This is a genomic window from Streptomyces sp. NPDC107546 (genome assembly GCF_055639175.1).
Genome location: NZ_JBVKBA010000025.1, coordinates 25,759 through 40,906 on the forward strand (window position 1 = coordinate 25,759; position 15,148 = coordinate 40,906).

Consider the following 15,148-nt stretch of genomic DNA (forward strand, 5'->3'; position numbering starts at 1 on the left):
GGCACTTCGTACATTGGAGTAAGGAGCGACTCGCAGGGAACGTGTGTGATACCGGAGATCGACTACGTGGCGGTGTTCGCCGCCCTTCCGAGCCCGTGCCTGGTGCTCGGCGCGGACCTGGTGATCGCCGACGCCAACCCGGCCTTCTGCGAGGTGACCGGACGCAGCCCGGCCGAACTGCTCGGGCAGTACCTCTTCGACGCCTTCCCCGACAACCCCGCCGATCCGGAAGCCGACGGGGTGGCGACGCTGAAAGCATCACTGCACCGGGTTCTGACCTCCGGGCAGACCGATCACATGGCGTTGCAGAAGTACGACATCCCGGCCGCCGGCAGCCCGGAGGTGTTCAAGGAGCGCTGGTGGTCCGCGATCAACGTGCCCGTCCTGGGGGTGGACGGAAAAGTCGTCTGGATTATCCACCGGTCGGAGGACATGACCGATGTCGTCCGCGCCCGTCGCACCGCGCACCTGCCGTCGGTCAGCCCCGGCCGGGAAGCGGCCATGGAAGCCGAGCTGTACGCCCGGGCGCGGCAGCTGCAGCGGCTGAACGAGGAACTGCGGCAGGCCCACGCCCGTGAACGGCGCATCGCCGTCGCCCTGCAAGAGGCCATGCTCCACGTCCCGGACCTGGTCAGGCACCCGGACGTCGCCGTGCGCTACCTGCCCGCGGTCGGAGCCCTGAACGTGTGCGGCGACTGGTACGACACGGTCGACCTGCCCCAGGGCCGCTTCACTGTCGCGGTCGGCGACGTCGTCGGCCACGGGCTTGCGGCAGCCACCGTCATGGGCATGCTCCGCAGCGCGCTGAGCGCCGCGACGCGCACCGTCCACGGCCCTGCCCAGGCCCTGGAGGTCCTGGGGCTGTATGCCCGCTCGGTCGAGGGAGCACTGGCCGCCACCGCCGTCCAGGTGCTGGTCGACTGTCACAGCCGTCTGCTCATCTACAGCAGCGCCGGCCACCCCCCGCCCGTCCTGCTGCACCCGGACGGCTCTTGTGAGCTGCTCGACCAGGCCACCGACCCACCGCTGGGCGCCCGCACCGAACACGTCCCCCGCCCCCAGGCCAGCGCGACCTTCGCCACCGGCGACACCCTCATCCTCTACACCGACGGCCTGATCGAACGCCGCGGTGAGGACATCGACGTCGGCCTCAACCGCCTGACCTCCACGCTCGCCACCTGCACCGAGTTCGGCGCGGAACACCTTGCCGACGCCCTCCTCGCCCGCCTCCACCTCACCAGCGGCGCAGGCGACGACATCGCCATGGTCGTCGTCCGCCTGAAATGACCCGACCGACCTGGCCGGGGCGCCGCCTTGAGAGGGTGAAAGGGCGGCCCTGACGGCCGCCTGCGGTATCGGTCATCTCCGTGTTTCCTCCGTATGGGTCAAAGCGTTCCCCTGTTTGCGCCACGGTGTCCCAACCCACCTGATCAGTCGGCGAGTTGGGACGCGAGTGATTTGACACCGCCCCGCCGCAGCACCAGCATATGCTTATGACATCCATTTTCAACAAGAGTGGTCGGCCATGCGCGTTGCCTTCGTAGGCAAGGGCGGGAGCGGCAAGACGACCCTGTCGGCCCTCTTCTCCCGCCACCTGGCGCGTTCGGGCGCGCCGGTCGTCGCGATCGACGGCGACATCAACCAGCATCTGGCGTACGCCCTCGGTCTCGACGAGGACGAGGGCTTCGCCGCGCCGCCGCTCAGCGCGCGGGTCGGCGAGATCAAGGACTACCTGCGGGGGAGCAACCCGCGGATCCTGTCTCACGAGGCCATGGTCAAGACGACCCCGCCCGGCCGCGGTTCCCGCCTGCTGCGCCTGCTGGGTGACGACGAGATCCACGGCCACCACGTCCAGGAGGTCGGCGGCGTCCCGCTCATGGTCACCGGCGCCTTCGACGAGAGCGACCTCGGAGTGGCCTGCTACCACTCCAAGCTCGGTGCGGTCGAGCTGTACCTCAACCACCTCGTGGACGGCCCCGGCGAGTACGTCGTCATCGACATGACCGCCGGCGCCGACGCCTTCGCCTCCGGCCTGTTCACCCGCTTCGACATGACCTTCCTGGTCGTCGAACCGACCCGCAAGAGTCTCTCCGTGTACCGCCAGTACCGGGACCATGCGGCCGAGTTCGACATCCCGGTCGCCGTGGTCGGCAACAAGGTCACCGGCGAGGACGACCTGCTCTTCCTCAAGGAACACGTCGGTGACGACCTGCTCGCCCACTGCGAGCAGTCCTCCTACGTCCGCGCCCAGGAACAGGGTCGCGGCGACGGCGAGCTGGAGCCGCACAACGCCCGCACCCTGGACCGGCTGCGCGCGGCCGTGGACTCCCGCCCCAAGGACTGGACCGCGTTCCAGAAGCACGCGGTGGAGTTCCACCTGCGCAACGCCGCCGCCTGGGCCAACGAGGCCACCGGCCGGGACCTCGCCGCCCAGGTCGACCCGGACTTCCAGCACGGTCCCGCAGCACTGACCGCCGTCGCCTGACCCCCCAACCGCCTCAAGAACAGAACCAGAGAACAGGACAGCCCTTCATGTCACTCGACGTCTCCCCGCTGATGCTCGCCGAAGCCGAGAACGGCCAGGTGCGGGAGCAGGACTTCGTGGAAACGGTCCGCACGTCCCTGCCGTACGCCTACGACCTCATCGCCCGCCTGGCGGACGAACTGCGCTCCACCACTGCGGAGTTCGCCGACAACCAGACCCCGCCGCCGTCCGAGAAGGAGCGCGGCCAGCTACTGCGCGCCCTGTCCGGTGACGCGATCCGGGGCAGCCTGGAACGGCACTTCGGCATCGCCCTCGCCTTCCAGAACTGCCACCGTGTCGCGGCCTTCCGCCCCGAGGCGCGCGGCGGCGAGACCCACACCCGCTTCACCTCCCTGCGCGCGCAGATCCTCAACCAGTCGCCGGAGTTCCGCGACTGCTGAACCACTGCCGGTCGCGACCACGGCTGCTCAAACCGGCGTTCGGCACGACGGTCCTGTCGCTCGTGGCCGTCGACCGGGTCAGGGAGGCGAAGTCGGCGGCCCGGTCGCGGAAGACGACCGGGCCGTGGGCCGGGGGGATTCCGGGCTCCACGGCGCTCAGCGCTCCTCACGGAAGTGATCAACAGACGCCACGGGCCGGGGAGCGGAGCAGCGGACATGCTGCGGATGAGGTCTGTTTTCTCGACCGGGCGGGTCCGGGGCGGACGGCGGTGCGCCGCCCGCCGGGGGTGTCACCCGTGGCCGTGCCGGCGGCTGTGGGCGCGGCAGTCGGAGAGCTGGAAGGAAGCGATGCGGGTGTTCCAGTTTCCGGTGCCGTCGGCCGGTTGGTACTGATTTGTGTACCAGAAGGTACAGTCGTCCACCGGGTCGATCGCCATGGAGGTGTAGTCACCCCAGCGGTTGCTCCCGGTCTGGGAGCCCGCGCCGGTCCACACGGTGGTTTCGTGGAATGTCATCAGGTTCCGCGGGTCGTGCGCCAGGCGTCCGGTGACGCGGATCGAGGGGCGGTCCTGGGAGGACGAGTGCGAGTATCCCAGGGCGATGTCGCCCTCCTTGTCCTGGGCAGCGGAGCCCATCCACCGGTACGTGGGCCCCGGCGCGTAGGTGCTCTGCTGGCGGACGACCGGTCGGCCGTGGCGCAGCCCGAGTTCGTACCAGCGCACGCCCACGCCGCCGGGGGCGTCGACCGCGTGGTTGAAGACCAGGGACTCGTGGTCGCCGAAGTTGCGGTAGGCGAACCGGTACATGGGGGAGTAGGAGAGCGAGTCCAGTTTCTGGGTGGTGTCGGCCTGGGGGACGCACTGGTGGGGGTCGGTACTCTCGCAGGCCGGGGTGTAGTGGGCCACCCGCAGCTCCTCCGGGCCCGTGAGAGTGGTGCGGGCCCGGTCGGCCCAGTCGACGTGGAACCGCCAGTACTGCAGGCTGTCGCCGGTGGGGCCGAGGTTGATCAGCAGGTTGGGCTCGCCCCGCAGGGGTGGGGTCGTGCCGTCGAGGTCCGAGCCGATCGGGATGGTGGATGCCGGGACGGTGTAGCACTGCTGGTCGGCGTCGGCTCCGCGCAGCATCCTGTGCCGGTCCCAGGCGCACGCCTCGAAGAGCGTCCCGGCGGGGTTGGCGGTGGCGATCACGTAGTAGGCGTCCGGCCACACCGCGAACTTCGGGTGGTCGGGGAGGTTTTGGTACCCGAAGTCGTAGCGGTAGTACTCGCCGGTGGCGTCCGCGGTGCGGGAGACGCCCACGCACAGTCGATTCGTGTTGGTCACGGGGTCGCTGGCGAACTGGTTGATGACCCAGCGGTGGGCCAGGGAGTCCCAGCGGACTTCGGGGTCCCCCAGGGAGGTGGTCGGAGCGTTCTCGCACGGTCCGCCGAACCCGCTGAACAGGGTCTGGGTCGTCAGCGGCCCCAGGAGCGTGGCACCGGACTTGGAGTACACCGCGAGTTCGAAGTTGGTGATCTCCATGATCTGGCGGGAGCCTACCGAGGCGTTGGGGTCAGGTGGGACGCCCCCGCCCTCCCGGATGCCCTCGAAGCTGACGCCCAGCCGGATCCGGCCCCGGCTGCCGTTGTGGTTCTGCACCACCCGATCGTGGCCGGCGGTCTTGGTGAGGGACGGGTGCGGCACCTTTCTGGGGGGCATGTCGCGGGGGACGGACCGCAGCGGTCTGGGTCTCTGCCACAGATCACGCAACGGTGGCGAGGTGTCATGGTGAACTGCGGGGCCGGAGTCAGGAGACCAAGAGGCGTGCGCGTGGACGGCCGGCTTGTGTGCGGCTGCGGCCGTGGGCGTGGCGGACCACGCCGGGGAGGCCACCAGCGCCGCTCCTGCTGAGGCGACGGCAACGATCGAATGCAAGGCACGGAGTACGTGCATCAATCCTCCGAATGGGTCGGTGAGTCGACCCGTTCGGCCGCCTGGTGACGGCCTCGTCCGGGGCAATCCCCACCTGTCCGTGGGGGTTGTCGTGACCTCCCCGCGGCCCGGGCACGCCGGGCACGTTTCGAGGCCGCAACATGAGGGCGGGCGACTCATCTGATTGCATGGAACCCAGTTATCCATCTGGTCCGCCCGGCGCCGGGGTGACCGGCACCGTGTCCGGGTGCGGCTCAGCCTTATGGCGCTGCCTGTATGACGGCCATTCGGGAACTGGCCGCTGCCCTCACCGTGGCGAGGATTGATGGTTCGGTGCCCCGCTCTAGCGGCTGCCCAGTCAACCAGGACGTTCAGCGAGCGTCACCGCAGGAAGCCGACCACGCTTCGCCGAGTGGTTGACGGCACTGTGGCCGCCGGTTCGAGGGAGACCAAAGGGACCGCCGACGGCGCCGGCGGCTGGCTGCGCCTGGCCGGCCCGGCCGAGTCCGTGCTGCGCACGCTGCAGCTCGTCGGCCTCGACGAGATCATCGGCTGCTACCCCACCCTCCGTGACGCCCTGAACGCCTGACGCTGCGCGCATGGGGCGCCCTGGTGGCATAGGCGGGGTCGTGAGGGGTTACCCGACGGGCATGGCGAGGCTGCATCTTCCAGGGCGGAAAGCACACCACGACAGCGACGAGGCGCCGGCACCCGAGGAAGCCGGGCCCGGGCCCGAGGTGGAGCGCCGGGCACCGGACACACCGGCCAAGCTGCCCAAGCGGGCCTGGGGCGGCGTGCTCAAGGGCGCCCTGCACGAGTTCAGGGACGACGAGCTCACCGACCGCGCGGCAGCCCTGACGTACTACGGGGTGCTGTCCCTGTTCCCGGCGCTGCTGGTACTCGTGTCACTGCTGGGCATCACCGGCAGGTCCGCGACCGACGCAGTGCTGGCCAACATCAAGAAGCTCGCTCCCGGCTCAGCCCGGGACATCATCACCCAGGCCGTGGAGCAGCTGCAGAGCAACGCCGGCGTCGGCTCCCTCATGGCCATTGTCGGCATCGCACTGGCGGTGTGGTCCGCCTCCGGCTACGTGGCCGCGTTCATTCGCGCGGCGAACGCCGTGTATGACATGCCCGAGGGCCGCCCGGTCTGGAAGATCCTGCCCGTGCGGTTGGGCGTGACGGTCGTGCTGATGGTGCTGGCGGTGGTCAGTGCGCTCATCGTCGTGTTCACCGGCGGCCTGGCCCGCCACGCCGGAGCCGCGCTGGGGATCGGCGACACTGCGTTGACCATGTGGTCGATCGCGAAATGGCCCGTCCTCGTGCTCCTGGTCACGATCATGATCGCGATTCTGTACTGGGCGAGCCCGAACGCGAAGGTGAAGGGCTTCCGCTGGATCACCCCGGGCAGTTTCCTCGCCCTGGTGATCTGGATGATCGCCTCAGCCGGGTTCGCGTTCTACGTGGCGAACTTCGCCTCCTACAACAAGACCTACGGCACCATGGCCGGCGTCATCGTCTTCCTCGTCTGGCTGTGGATCACCAACCTGGCCGTCCTGCTGGGTCTGGAATTCGACGCCGAGACCGTACGCCAGCGGGCCATCGCGGGTGGCCTGCCACCGGACACCGAGCCGTACACCCAGCCTCGCGACACTCGGAAGTGGGACGAGGACGACCGACGTCGGCTGGGTGAGGGCTGACCAGCTAGCCGATGATCTTGGGATGCGGCGCCGCGGCCGCGATGACGCAGTCCGGCCTGCAGGAACTTAAGAGGGACGGGAGGCGACCGCCGTGTCGAGCGCGCAGCCGCACCATGCCGGGTCCCGCCCCAGCGCGGACCGCTTGGGCCAGGAGCCGGTGGGCGAACCGGTGCAGCGGGCCTCGCAGCAGCTGACCGAGTTGGTGCGCGGAGAACTGCGCCTGGCGCAGGCGGAGATGAAGGAGAAGGGCCAGCACTACGGCAAGGGCGGTGGCCTGTTCGGCGGCGCCGGCGTGGTCGGCTTCCTGATGGCGCAGGGGCTGGTCGCCACCGTGATCGCCGCACTGGCGGTGGCGCTTCCGGTGTGGGCAGCCGGGCTGATCGTCACCGCGGTGCTGGGTGTGATCGCCGCGGTGCTGGCCATGAGTGGAAAGAAGCAGGTCGACCAGGCCGCGCCGCCCACGCCCGAGCAGACGGACGAGAACGTGAAGGCCGACGTGGCCGAGATCAAGGAGAGCGCACACCGATGACCCAGCCGCCTCACGAGGGCGGCGACGCACTGGTCGCACTGACCGTGGACGACTCCATTCCACAGCCGGTGCTGGCCGAGATCGCCGAGGAGATCGGTGTCACCTCGGCCTGCGCGGTCAACCTGTCGGACCGACCGCCCGGTTCGCCGTATCCGTCGTGGCCCGCCTCACAGAGGCGGGCCACGGACTGTGCGCCTGCTGTGTCCGGCGGACAACCAACTGTCCCGTTTCTAACGTCTGCATGTGCGACGGGCCCCGACGGGCAGCGGGAGCCGTCACGACGAGTAGGGGAGCGCGATGGGATGGGCCAGGCGAGTGGCCGCGCTGGTGTCGGGGATCCTGCTGAGTGGCTGTGTCTCTACGGGGACCGCGTTCGCCGCTTCCGGTCCGAAGCTCGACGTGGAGATGTTCGGCAGCGACTGGGCCCGCCCCGGGCAACTCGTGGATCTGTCCCTGGAGGGGGTGCCGCGGGGATCGAAGGCCGTGACCGCCATCTCGTCGGCGTTCTCCGGCCCGGTCGCCTTGAAGTGGTCCGACGACGACGGTCGCTTCGACGCGGCGGCCACGCTGGCCATGTCCGACAAGCCGGGTGTGTATCCGCTCGTCGCGAAGATCGGTGACCGTGCCGTGGCCCAGAACAAGATACGGGTCCTGCCGTCCCAGCGTCCGTCGTTCGAGGTGCAGTCTCTCCACGGCACAGCCGCCCGGCCGGGGGAGCAGATCGGCACGGAGTTCGACGACCTGTACCCGGGAGAGAATGGTACCGATTTCACCGTGCGTTCCACCGCACTGGCCGATCCGGTCCGGCTCGTCCACGACAACCAGTACGACCACTACACCCCCCGCCTGTTCACCGGCCGGCCGTACCTCCGCCCGGACGTGAAGGACGGTACGTACGCCTTCGACCTGTACGGACCGGATGGCCGCCGGGTCGCCGAGAAGTCCCTCACGGTACGGGCGGCACGGCCCGGTGACAGCGACTACCTGGGCAAGGCCCGCGGTCCGGCCTTCTCCCCGACGTTCGACCTCGACACCGCCCGCGAGCACGGCTTTCGGGTCCGCGCCGGAGGAAGGGTCTACGTGCTGTGGAAGGACACGTACCCGGACCCCGGCGAGGAGAACCGACTCTCCGCCGCCTCCCCGGCGTTCACCCAACCGGTCAACCTCAGGCGCGACGACACCAAGGCGGCGGACGGCGACGACCCGCGCTACTACGCCATGGCCACCGTTCGCATCGGTGTCACGCCCGGCACGTACCCGGTCACCGTGGTCGCGCACCACGGCCGGGTGAAGAGGACCGGCCAGCTGATCGTCACTGGCCGTCCGGTCGCCAAGCGCAGCGTCACCGCGGGCCGCGGCACCGGCTGGCTCGGCGCGTCCGGCGGCCTGCTGGTCCTCACCGCGCTCGGTGTGTACGTCGTCCGCAGGCGCCGCCACACCACGGCGTAGCGGCCACCGCCCGACGTCCGCCGACCGCCGCACCGGAAACGAGGCCGCCGTCTCGGTTCCGCGCCTCGAACGCACCACCACCCGGCTCGCGTCCACGGAGAGCAGGGCCCTGAACCCGTCTCACTGGGGCTCGCTGGCCCACCCCGGTAGCAGAGCCGGATCAGACACGGGGGTGGCCAGCATCGGCTCCGGCAGCGTCCACGTCACGCACGATGCCTTCCACCCGGGCCATCGGCTGCCCGGGTGACCGCCGCGGGACGGACCGGCCTTGGTCCGACCCGCGGTCGAGGCGAAGGGGACCCCGACCACGCTGCCGCTGACGGCGTCCACGGCTGAGTCAGCCGGTCACCGGGGCAAGATCGCCCCTCCTCCTGGTGCTCCAAGGCGAGTTCCTGGCGCAGGTCCAGGAAGCAGCGCAGCCACACGCCCGGCTCGCCGGGCTCCCGGGTCGTACGGTCCGCCGACGCGATCCGCCGGCGCGAACGGCGAGCAACTCCTGGACCGCGAACGCGGTCTCGTCAGACTGTTCAGCCATAGATCCGATCACGTGGGTATGGGCATGCCAAAAGAGAGGGTGATTCGTCCGCCGTCGGCGGCGCGGCACTCACGTGTTGGGCGCTCCTGTACGCAGGCCGTCCATGACCAGGTCGAAGAGCCGGGTGGCGCGTGATTGCCAGTCGTCGTGCGGATCGAGCTGCCACAGACCTGTGATGGCGAGGAGGAAGTCGTCCGCGGTGACTCCGGGCCGGATGGTGCCGGCTTCCTCGTTGGCGCGGAGCAGGCGTTCCGCCGCGGAGGCCACTGGCGTGGGGGACGGCTTCGCCGGGCCGCCCGGTGTGCCGGTCACCTGCCGGATCGCGTCGGCCAGTCCGGCTTTGGCCATGGCGAACTCGGAGAGCCGGTCCATCCAGGCGCGCAAGGCCTCATCGGGTGCCCGGGTCGCGAGAAGGTGGTCCGCGCAGTCCGCGACCTGCTGCATTTCATGGCGGTAGATTTCGAGGACGAGTGACTCGCGATTGGGGAAGTTGCGATAGAACGTGCCCTGTCCGACGCCGGCCTTCTTGGCGATCGCGCTCAGCGGGGTGTCCGCGCAGTGCGACAGTTCGGCGAGAGCGACTTGCAGGATGCGCTCGCGGTTGCGTTGTGCGTCCGAGCGCCGGGGTGAGTCCTTCTGTTGCGGCACTCGTCCTCCTCGATGGTTCGTGACCGAACCTGGCCCTTGCTAAGCGGACAGCTGTCCGTTAGGTTTCCTGTAGTGGACACCTGTCCGCTTACGTTCACCATAGCTGTGGACGCGACACTGCGGCAGTCGCCAACTGCCACTGCTCGGTCCGAGAAGCCGCACGCTTGCTTCGACTTCATGGTGCACGCCCGCACGATGCACTTTGCGCGCGCCCGGCACTCCGACTGCCGACCCTCTCCCGTCTGTCCTGGAAACGCGAAAGAAGCACCCCATGGCCTTATCGACGTCCAGTGTCATCACCCTGAAGATCAACGGCGAGAAGTACACACTGCCCGTCGACCACCGCACCACCCTGCTCGACGCGCTGCGCGAGCGTCTCGATCTCACCGGCACCAAGAAGGGCTGTGACCAGGGGCAATGCGGCGCCTGCACCGTTCTGCTCGACGGGCGCCGGGCCGTCGCCTGCCTGCAACTGGCCGTCGCGGCCGAGGGCCGCGAGATCACCACCATCGAAGGCGTGGCCGACGGTGAGCGGTTGCACCCCGTTCAGCAGGCGTTCCTCGATCTGGACGGTTTCCAGTGCGGCTACTGCACTCCCGGACAGATCTGTTCGGCGATCGGGGCGATCGAGGAACACGCGGCGGGCTGGCCCAGTGCCGTCACCGAAGACGTCCGTCCCGAAGCGGGGCCACCGGCCCTGACCGCCGACGAGATCCGGGAGCGGATGAGCGGCAATCTGTGCCGCTGCGGCGCGTACGTCTCGATCGTCGAGGCGGTGGCCCGCGCGGCGGAATCCCGGACGGGCGAGGGACGCGTGAACCCCGCAGCGGGTGCGAAGGAGGCCGTGGCATGAGGGAGTTCGGCTATCAGCGGGCGTCCGACGTCGCCGGCGCCGTCGCTCTGCGCGGCGCCGATCCGGACACACGCTTCCTCGGTGGCGGCACCAACCTCGTCGACCTCATGAAGACCGGTGTCGAGCGACCCGCCCGGCTCATCGACATCCGTGAACTTCCGCTCGACGAGATCGAGACGACGTCCGACGGCGGTCTGCGAGTCGGGGCCACCGTCACCAACGGGGACTTGGCCGCCCACCCCGAGATCCGGCGCCGCTACCCGGCGCTCGCACAGGCGGTGCTGGCGGGCGCCTCCGGGCAACTGCGCAACATGGCCACGGTCGGTGGGAACCTGCTGCAGCGCACCCGCTGCGGCTACTTCACCGACGTCACCAAACCCTGCAACAAGCGTGTGCCCGGCAGCGGTTGCCCCGCCATCGAAGGTGAGCATCGCAACCACGCGATCCTGGGCGCCTCCGACCGCTGCGTGGCCGTACACCCCTCGGACATGGCCGTGGCCCTGACCGCATTCGACGCCCTCGTGACGTACGAAACGGCCGACGGGACCGGCGAGTTGCCACTCGCCGAGTTCTACCTGCCTGTCGGCGGCACCCCGCACCTGGAGACGGCCCTGCCCCCGGGCGCGCTGATCACCGGCGTCACCCTGCCGCCCTCCCCGGTCGCTGCGCGCTCGCGTTACCGGAAGGTACGTGAACGGGCTTCGTACGCCTTTGCGATCGGATCGATCGCCGCCGCGCTGGACGTGCGGGAGGGCGCCGTGCACGACGTGCGCCTCGCCTTCGGGGCCGTCGCGTCGCGGCCCTGGCGGGCCCGGACGGCCGAGCGGGTACTGACCGGGGCGCCGGCCGGTCCCGAGACGTTCGCCGCCGCCGCGGACGCCGAACTGGCGGCGGCGAAGCCGCTGCCCCACAACGGATACAAGGTCACGCTGATGCGCAACCTCGTCGTGGCCGTCCTGTCCGAACTCGCCGAGGAGACCGCCCGATGACCACCGCGACATCCCGCACCACGGCGGCGAAGGGCTCCGTCGGCACCGCGCACACCCGTGTGGAGGGTCGCGAGAAGGTCACCGGCGCGGCCCGCTACGCCGGAGAGATCCCCTTCGCGGGCCTCGCCCACGGCTGGCTCGTGCTGTCCACCGTCGCCCGCGGCCGCATCCGGTCGATCGAGACCGAGCCCCTTCTCGCGATGCCGGGCGTTCTCACCGTGCTGCACCATCACAACGCCCCGCGCCTCGACACCGACTACGTCGGCCTGCTGGGAGCCCCGGACCCAACCGTGGCCGTCTTCCAGCACGACCGGGTACCGTACCTCGGCTGGCCGGTCGGTCTGGTCGTCGCCGAGACCTCCGAGCAGGCGAGGGAGGCCGCCGAGGCGCTCGTGGTGCACTACGAGCAGGAGCCGCACGACATCGCGTTCTCCGCGGACCGCCCGGACGCCTACGCGGTGGACGGCCATATGCCGGGGGTGGCGGAAAAGGGTGACCTGGACGCCGAACTCGCCGCGTCCGCCGTCGTCGTGGACGAGGAATACACCACGCCCGAAGAGCACCACGGCATGATGGAGCCGCACGCGGCGGCGGCCCGCTGGGACGGCGGCCGGCTCGAGGTGGTCGACTCCAACCAGGGCACCACCTGGGTCGCGTCCGAGTTGGCGAACCTGTTCTCGCTCGACCCGGAGTCGGTGCGAGTACGGTCGGAACACGTCGGCGGCGGTTTCGGCAGCAAGGGCGTCCGCGCACACCAGGTGGCCGCCGTGATGGCCGCGACCGTCCTCCAGCGTCCGGTCCGGGTCGTCATGACACGCCGGCAGATGTTCTCCCTCACCGGCTACCGGAGCCCCACGACGCAGCGGATCAGGCTCGGCGCCGACGCCGACGGGCGGCTGCGCGCGCTGGAGCACCGTTCCTTGAGCCTCACGTCGACCGTGCACCAGTTCGTCGAGCCGTGTGCCGGCGTGGCCAGGGTGATGTACGACGCCGACGCCCACCACACAGCCAACCGGGTCGTGCGGCTCGACCTGCCGACGCCGACGTTCATGCGCGCGCCGGGTGAGGCACCGGGGTCGTTCGCCGTGGAGTCGGCGCTCGACGAACTCGCCGAGAAGTGCGGGATCGACCCCATCACGCTGCGGATGCGCAACGAGCCCGAGCGGGGTCCCGTCTCCGGGCTGCCGTTCAGCAGCCGCAATCTGCTCGCCTGTTTCCGGGAGGGCGCCCGCAGGTTCGGCTGGGCGGACCGGGACCCGCGCCCCGGCCTGCGCCGCAACGGGCGCTGGCTGCTCGGGACCGGCACGGCGGCGGCGTCCTTCCCCGCTGGAGCCATGCCGTCCACGGCGGCCGTGACGGCCGAGGCCGACGGAACCTTCACCGTACGGATCAACGCGGCGGACATCGGAACGGGCGCCAGGACCGCGCTCACCCTGGTCGCCGCCGACGCGCTGGGGACGGAACCGGACCGCGTCCACGTATGCATCGGGGACAGCGATTTCGGGCCGGCTGGGATCGCCGGCGGTTCCATGGGCACCCGGTCCTGGTCCTGGGCCGTCACGGCCGCCGCCGGGGAACTGCGGGAGCGGCTCGTGCCGGGCGCCCACATCCCCCCGGAGGGCATCACCGTACGGTCGGACACCACCGAGGCCCTCGCGGCCCTCGCGCAGAAGGAACGGCACTCCTTCGGAGCGCAGTTCGCCGAGGTCGCTGTGGACCCCGCCACCGGCGAGGTGCGCGTGCGCCGCATGCTCGGAATCTTCGCGGCGGGCCGGATCATCAACCCGCTGACGGCCCGTAACCAGTTCCTCGGAGGAATGGTCTGGGGCATCTCCATGGCCCTGCACGAGGAGGCGGTCCGGGACCGGGCCTCGGGTGGCCACTACGCCGCCGACCTCGCGGGCTACCACGTCGCCGTCAACGCCGACGTGCCGCACATCGAGGCGGACTGGATCGACGACCCGGACCCCGACGACCCGGTCGGGATCAAGGGCATCGGCGAGGTCGGCATTGTGGGTGCCGCGGCGGCGGTCGCCAACGCGGTCTGGCACGCGACGGGGACCCGCCACCGGAACCTGCCCATCCGGCCTGACCGCGTCCTCATGGCGGGCCGGAATGCTTGACATCGCCTCCGAGCTGAACGGCTGGATGGAGGAGGGACGGGACTTCGCCGTCGCCACCGTCGTGGCCGTCGGCGGCAGCGCTCCCCGGGGTCCCGGGGCCGCCCTGGCGGTCGACAGCGCCGGCGCGGTCATCGGCTCGGTCTCCGGCGGCTGCGTGGAAGGAGCGGTGTACGACCTGTGCGTCCAGGCGCTCGAGGACGGCGAAACCGTCCTCGAGCGGTTCGGCTACAGCGACGAGGACGCCTTCGCCGTCGGGCTGACCTGCGGCGGGGTCATCGACGTGATGATCACGCCGGTCCGCGTGGACGCGCCCGCCGCGGCGGTGTTCCGGCAGGCGTTGTCGGCCGCCGTCCGGGGCGAGCCGGTCGCCGTCGTCCGAGTCGCCCGGGGCCCGGCCGGCCTCCTCGGTGCGGCCCTGCTCGTACGCCCGGACGGAACGCACGAAGGCGGGCTCGGTGGTCACCCGGAGCTGGACCGGACGGCGGCGGCCGAGGCCCGGGCCATGCTGGACACCGGGCGCACCGGCACGGTCGGTCTCTCCGAGGACGGTTCGCGCTGCCCCGGCGGTCTCACGCTGCTCGTCGAGGCGAACGTACCGCCGCCCCGCATGATCGTCTTCGGCGCGATCGACTTCGCCGCGGCGCTCGTGCGCGCGGGCAAGTTCCTCGGCTACCACGTGACCGTGTGCGACGCCCGCCCCGTCTTCGCCACCCGGGCCCGCTTCCCCGAGGCCGACGACATCGTCGTCGACTGGCCGGACCGCTACCTGCGGCGCACTGCGACGGACGGACGCACGGCCCTGTGCGTGCTCACCCACGACGCCAAGTTCGACGTCCCCCTGCTGGAGTCGGCCCTGCGGATGCCGGTCGCGTTCGTCGGCGCGATGGGCTCACGCCGCACCCATGAGGACCGCACCCGGCGGCTGCGTGAAGCCGGCCTGAGCGATCATGAACTGGCCCGGCTGAGGTCGCCGATCGGCCTGGACCTCGGCGCCCGTACGCCCGAGGAGACCGCGCTGTCCATCGCGGCGGAGATCGTCGCGACCCGGCGCGGAGGGACGGGCGTCCCCCTGACTGATTCCAAGACGACGATCCACCACGACGGACCACGTGTCGCGTAAGGGGAAGGCGGGCCCATGGCATGGGCCCGCCCTCCTGCGTCACCGCATCCCGGTCTTCCGGCCAAGGGGCTCGGCAGCCGGCCGGTGCTGCTTCGGCCGAAGCCCGGCCTGCGCCCGACCGTCAGAGATCTGTCCGGCGTGGATGCGCGGAAGCTCCGCGATGGCCATCGGGTAGTGGCGCCGGATCGGTGAGACAGGTCGCTGGGATCGGTGTTGGCGCCGGCGCCGCAGAGGACGACGGCGGGCGTCTCGGGGTCGGTGCGGGTGCCGAATATGACGTCCGAACTGGTCAGGGCACCGAGGCCACCGCTACGGCGCCAACCCGCGCCGCCCCTGCTGACCAGCCGCAGCGGCTCCGGTGCTGCCA

General features: G+C 70.6%; 14 protein-coding genes and 2 pseudogenes. 12 read left to right on the forward strand and 4 right to left on the reverse strand.

What is annotated here, in order from left to right; translation table 11 throughout:
• Positions 1-45 precede the first annotated feature (45 nt).
• The 3 genes from ACZ7L1_RS29195 (at position 46) to ACZ7L1_RS29205 (ending at position 2,925) form a co-directional block, all read left to right on the forward strand.
• Entirely contained in the window at positions 46-1,287 is a 1,242-nt protein-coding gene (locus ACZ7L1_RS29195) for a PP2C family protein-serine/threonine phosphatase (RefSeq protein WP_471441177.1), read from the forward strand.
• 238 nt (positions 1,288-1,525) lie between these two features.
• Positions 1,526-2,485 carry an ATP-binding protein gene (locus ACZ7L1_RS29200; protein ID WP_471441178.1) on the forward strand — a complete coding sequence of 320 codons (960 nt, stop codon included), beginning with the start codon at positions 1,526-1,528 and terminating at the stop codon, positions 2,483-2,485.
• A gap of 47 nt (positions 2,486-2,532) precedes the next feature.
• On the forward strand, positions 2,533-2,925 hold the full coding sequence (locus ACZ7L1_RS29205; protein ID WP_471441180.1) for an SCO5389 family protein: 393 nt from the start codon (positions 2,533-2,535) through the stop codon (positions 2,923-2,925).
• 46 nt (positions 2,926-2,971) lie between these two features.
• Here the strand turns inward: ACZ7L1_RS29205 and ACZ7L1_RS29210 are convergent.
• Positions 2,972-3,076 (reverse strand): annotated as a pseudogene (locus ACZ7L1_RS29210) (type B 50S ribosomal protein L31); the annotation flags it as partial.
• Positions 3,077-3,215: 139 nt separating this feature from the next.
• Positions 3,216-4,622, reverse strand: a complete 1,407-nt coding sequence (locus ACZ7L1_RS29215; RefSeq protein ID WP_471441182.1) for a hypothetical protein — start codon at positions 4,620-4,622, stop codon at positions 3,216-3,218.
• Positions 4,623-5,247: 625 nt separating this feature from the next.
• Here ACZ7L1_RS29215 and ACZ7L1_RS29220 point away from each other — a divergent pair.
• The 5 genes and pseudogenes from ACZ7L1_RS29220 (at position 5,248) to ACZ7L1_RS29240 (ending at position 8,513) form a co-directional block, all read left to right on the forward strand.
• On the forward strand, positions 5,248-5,424 hold the full coding sequence (locus tag ACZ7L1_RS29220; RefSeq protein ID WP_471441184.1) for a hypothetical protein: 177 nt from the start codon (positions 5,248-5,250) through the stop codon (positions 5,422-5,424).
• 61 nt (positions 5,425-5,485) lie between these two features.
• A complete protein-coding gene (locus ACZ7L1_RS29225) occupies positions 5,486-6,535 on the forward strand; it encodes a YihY/virulence factor BrkB family protein (protein WP_471441186.1) in 1,050 nt (349 codons plus the stop codon).
• A 157-nt stretch (positions 6,536-6,692) separates the two neighbouring features.
• Positions 6,693-7,064, forward strand: coding sequence for a phage holin family protein (locus tag ACZ7L1_RS29230; protein WP_471441310.1), 372 nt, complete (start codon positions 6,693-6,695; stop codon positions 7,062-7,064).
• 17 nt (positions 7,065-7,081) lie between these two features.
• Positions 7,082-7,189 (forward strand): annotated as a pseudogene (locus ACZ7L1_RS29235) (ACT domain-containing protein); the annotation flags it as partial.
• Positions 7,190-7,361: 172 nt separating this feature from the next.
• Complete coding sequence (locus tag ACZ7L1_RS29240) at positions 7,362-8,513, forward strand: hypothetical protein (RefSeq protein WP_471441188.1); 1,152 nt, start codon at positions 7,362-7,364, stop codon at positions 8,511-8,513.
• 203 nt (positions 8,514-8,716) lie between these two features.
• Here ACZ7L1_RS29240 and ACZ7L1_RS29245 read toward each other — a convergent pair whose 3' ends face one another.
• Together ACZ7L1_RS29245 and ACZ7L1_RS29250 are read right to left on the reverse strand one after the other, a co-directional pair.
• On the reverse strand, positions 8,717-8,983 hold the full coding sequence (locus ACZ7L1_RS29245) for a DUF6207 family protein (protein WP_471441312.1): 267 nt from the start codon (positions 8,981-8,983) through the stop codon (positions 8,717-8,719).
• A 134-nt stretch (positions 8,984-9,117) separates the two neighbouring features.
• The gene (locus ACZ7L1_RS29250) at positions 9,118-9,696 is read right to left on the reverse strand and encodes a TetR/AcrR family transcriptional regulator (RefSeq protein WP_471441190.1); all 579 of its coding nucleotides are present in this window, start codon (positions 9,694-9,696) and stop codon (positions 9,118-9,120) included.
• 271 nt (positions 9,697-9,967) lie between these two features.
• Between ACZ7L1_RS29250 and ACZ7L1_RS29255 the strand changes: the two genes are divergently transcribed.
• The 4 genes from ACZ7L1_RS29255 to ACZ7L1_RS29270 are packed head-to-tail and all read left to right on the forward strand — an operon-like array spanning position 9,968 to position 14,781.
• The gene (locus ACZ7L1_RS29255; RefSeq protein WP_471441191.1) at positions 9,968-10,549 is read left to right on the forward strand and encodes a (2Fe-2S)-binding protein; all 582 of its coding nucleotides are present in this window, start codon (positions 9,968-9,970) and stop codon (positions 10,547-10,549) included.
• Positions 10,546-11,538, forward strand: coding sequence for an FAD binding domain-containing protein (locus ACZ7L1_RS29260; protein ID WP_471441193.1), 993 nt, complete (start codon positions 10,546-10,548; stop codon positions 11,536-11,538). Before ACZ7L1_RS29255 ends, ACZ7L1_RS29260 begins: the two co-directional genes overlap by 4 nt.
• Positions 11,535-13,661, forward strand: coding sequence for a xanthine dehydrogenase family protein molybdopterin-binding subunit (locus ACZ7L1_RS29265; protein ID WP_471441195.1), 2,127 nt, complete (start codon positions 11,535-11,537; stop codon positions 13,659-13,661). The genes ACZ7L1_RS29260 and ACZ7L1_RS29265 overlap by 4 nt, the downstream gene beginning before the upstream one ends.
• Positions 13,654-14,781 carry an XdhC family protein gene (locus ACZ7L1_RS29270; protein ID WP_471441197.1) on the forward strand — a complete coding sequence of 376 codons (1,128 nt, stop codon included), beginning with the start codon at positions 13,654-13,656 and terminating at the stop codon, positions 14,779-14,781. The genes ACZ7L1_RS29265 and ACZ7L1_RS29270 overlap by 8 nt, the downstream gene beginning before the upstream one ends.
• Positions 14,782-15,148: the final 367 nt, after the last annotated feature.

What these genes read in the sequence shown, in the direction of transcription:
- ACZ7L1_RS29265 (WP_471441195.1), top strand. Translation starts at nt 11,535, where the DNA reads ATGACCACCGCGACATCCCGCACCACGGCGGCGAAGGGCTCCGTCGGC.
- ACZ7L1_RS29270 (WP_471441197.1), top strand. Translation starts at nt 13,654, where the DNA reads ATGCTTGACATCGCCTCCGAGCTGAACGGCTGGATGGAGGAGGGACGG.
- ACZ7L1_RS29205 (WP_471441180.1), top strand. Translation starts at nt 2,533, where the DNA reads ATGTCACTCGACGTCTCCCCGCTGATGCTCGCCGAAGCCGAGAACGGC.
- ACZ7L1_RS29260 (WP_471441193.1), top strand. Translation starts at nt 10,546, where the DNA reads ATGAGGGAGTTCGGCTATCAGCGGGCGTCCGACGTCGCCGGCGCCGTC.
- ACZ7L1_RS29200 (WP_471441178.1), top strand. Translation starts at nt 1,526, where the DNA reads ATGCGCGTTGCCTTCGTAGGCAAGGGCGGGAGCGGCAAGACGACCCTG.
- ACZ7L1_RS29215 (WP_471441182.1), bottom strand. Translation starts at nt 4,622, where the DNA reads ATGCCCCCCAGAAAGGTGCCGCACCCGTCCCTCACCAAGACCGCCGGC.
- ACZ7L1_RS29225 (WP_471441186.1), top strand. Translation starts at nt 5,486, where the DNA reads ATGGCGAGGCTGCATCTTCCAGGGCGGAAAGCACACCACGACAGCGAC.
- ACZ7L1_RS29240 (WP_471441188.1), top strand. Translation starts at nt 7,362, where the DNA reads ATGGGATGGGCCAGGCGAGTGGCCGCGCTGGTGTCGGGGATCCTGCTG.
- ACZ7L1_RS29255 (WP_471441191.1), top strand. Translation starts at nt 9,968, where the DNA reads ATGGCCTTATCGACGTCCAGTGTCATCACCCTGAAGATCAACGGCGAG.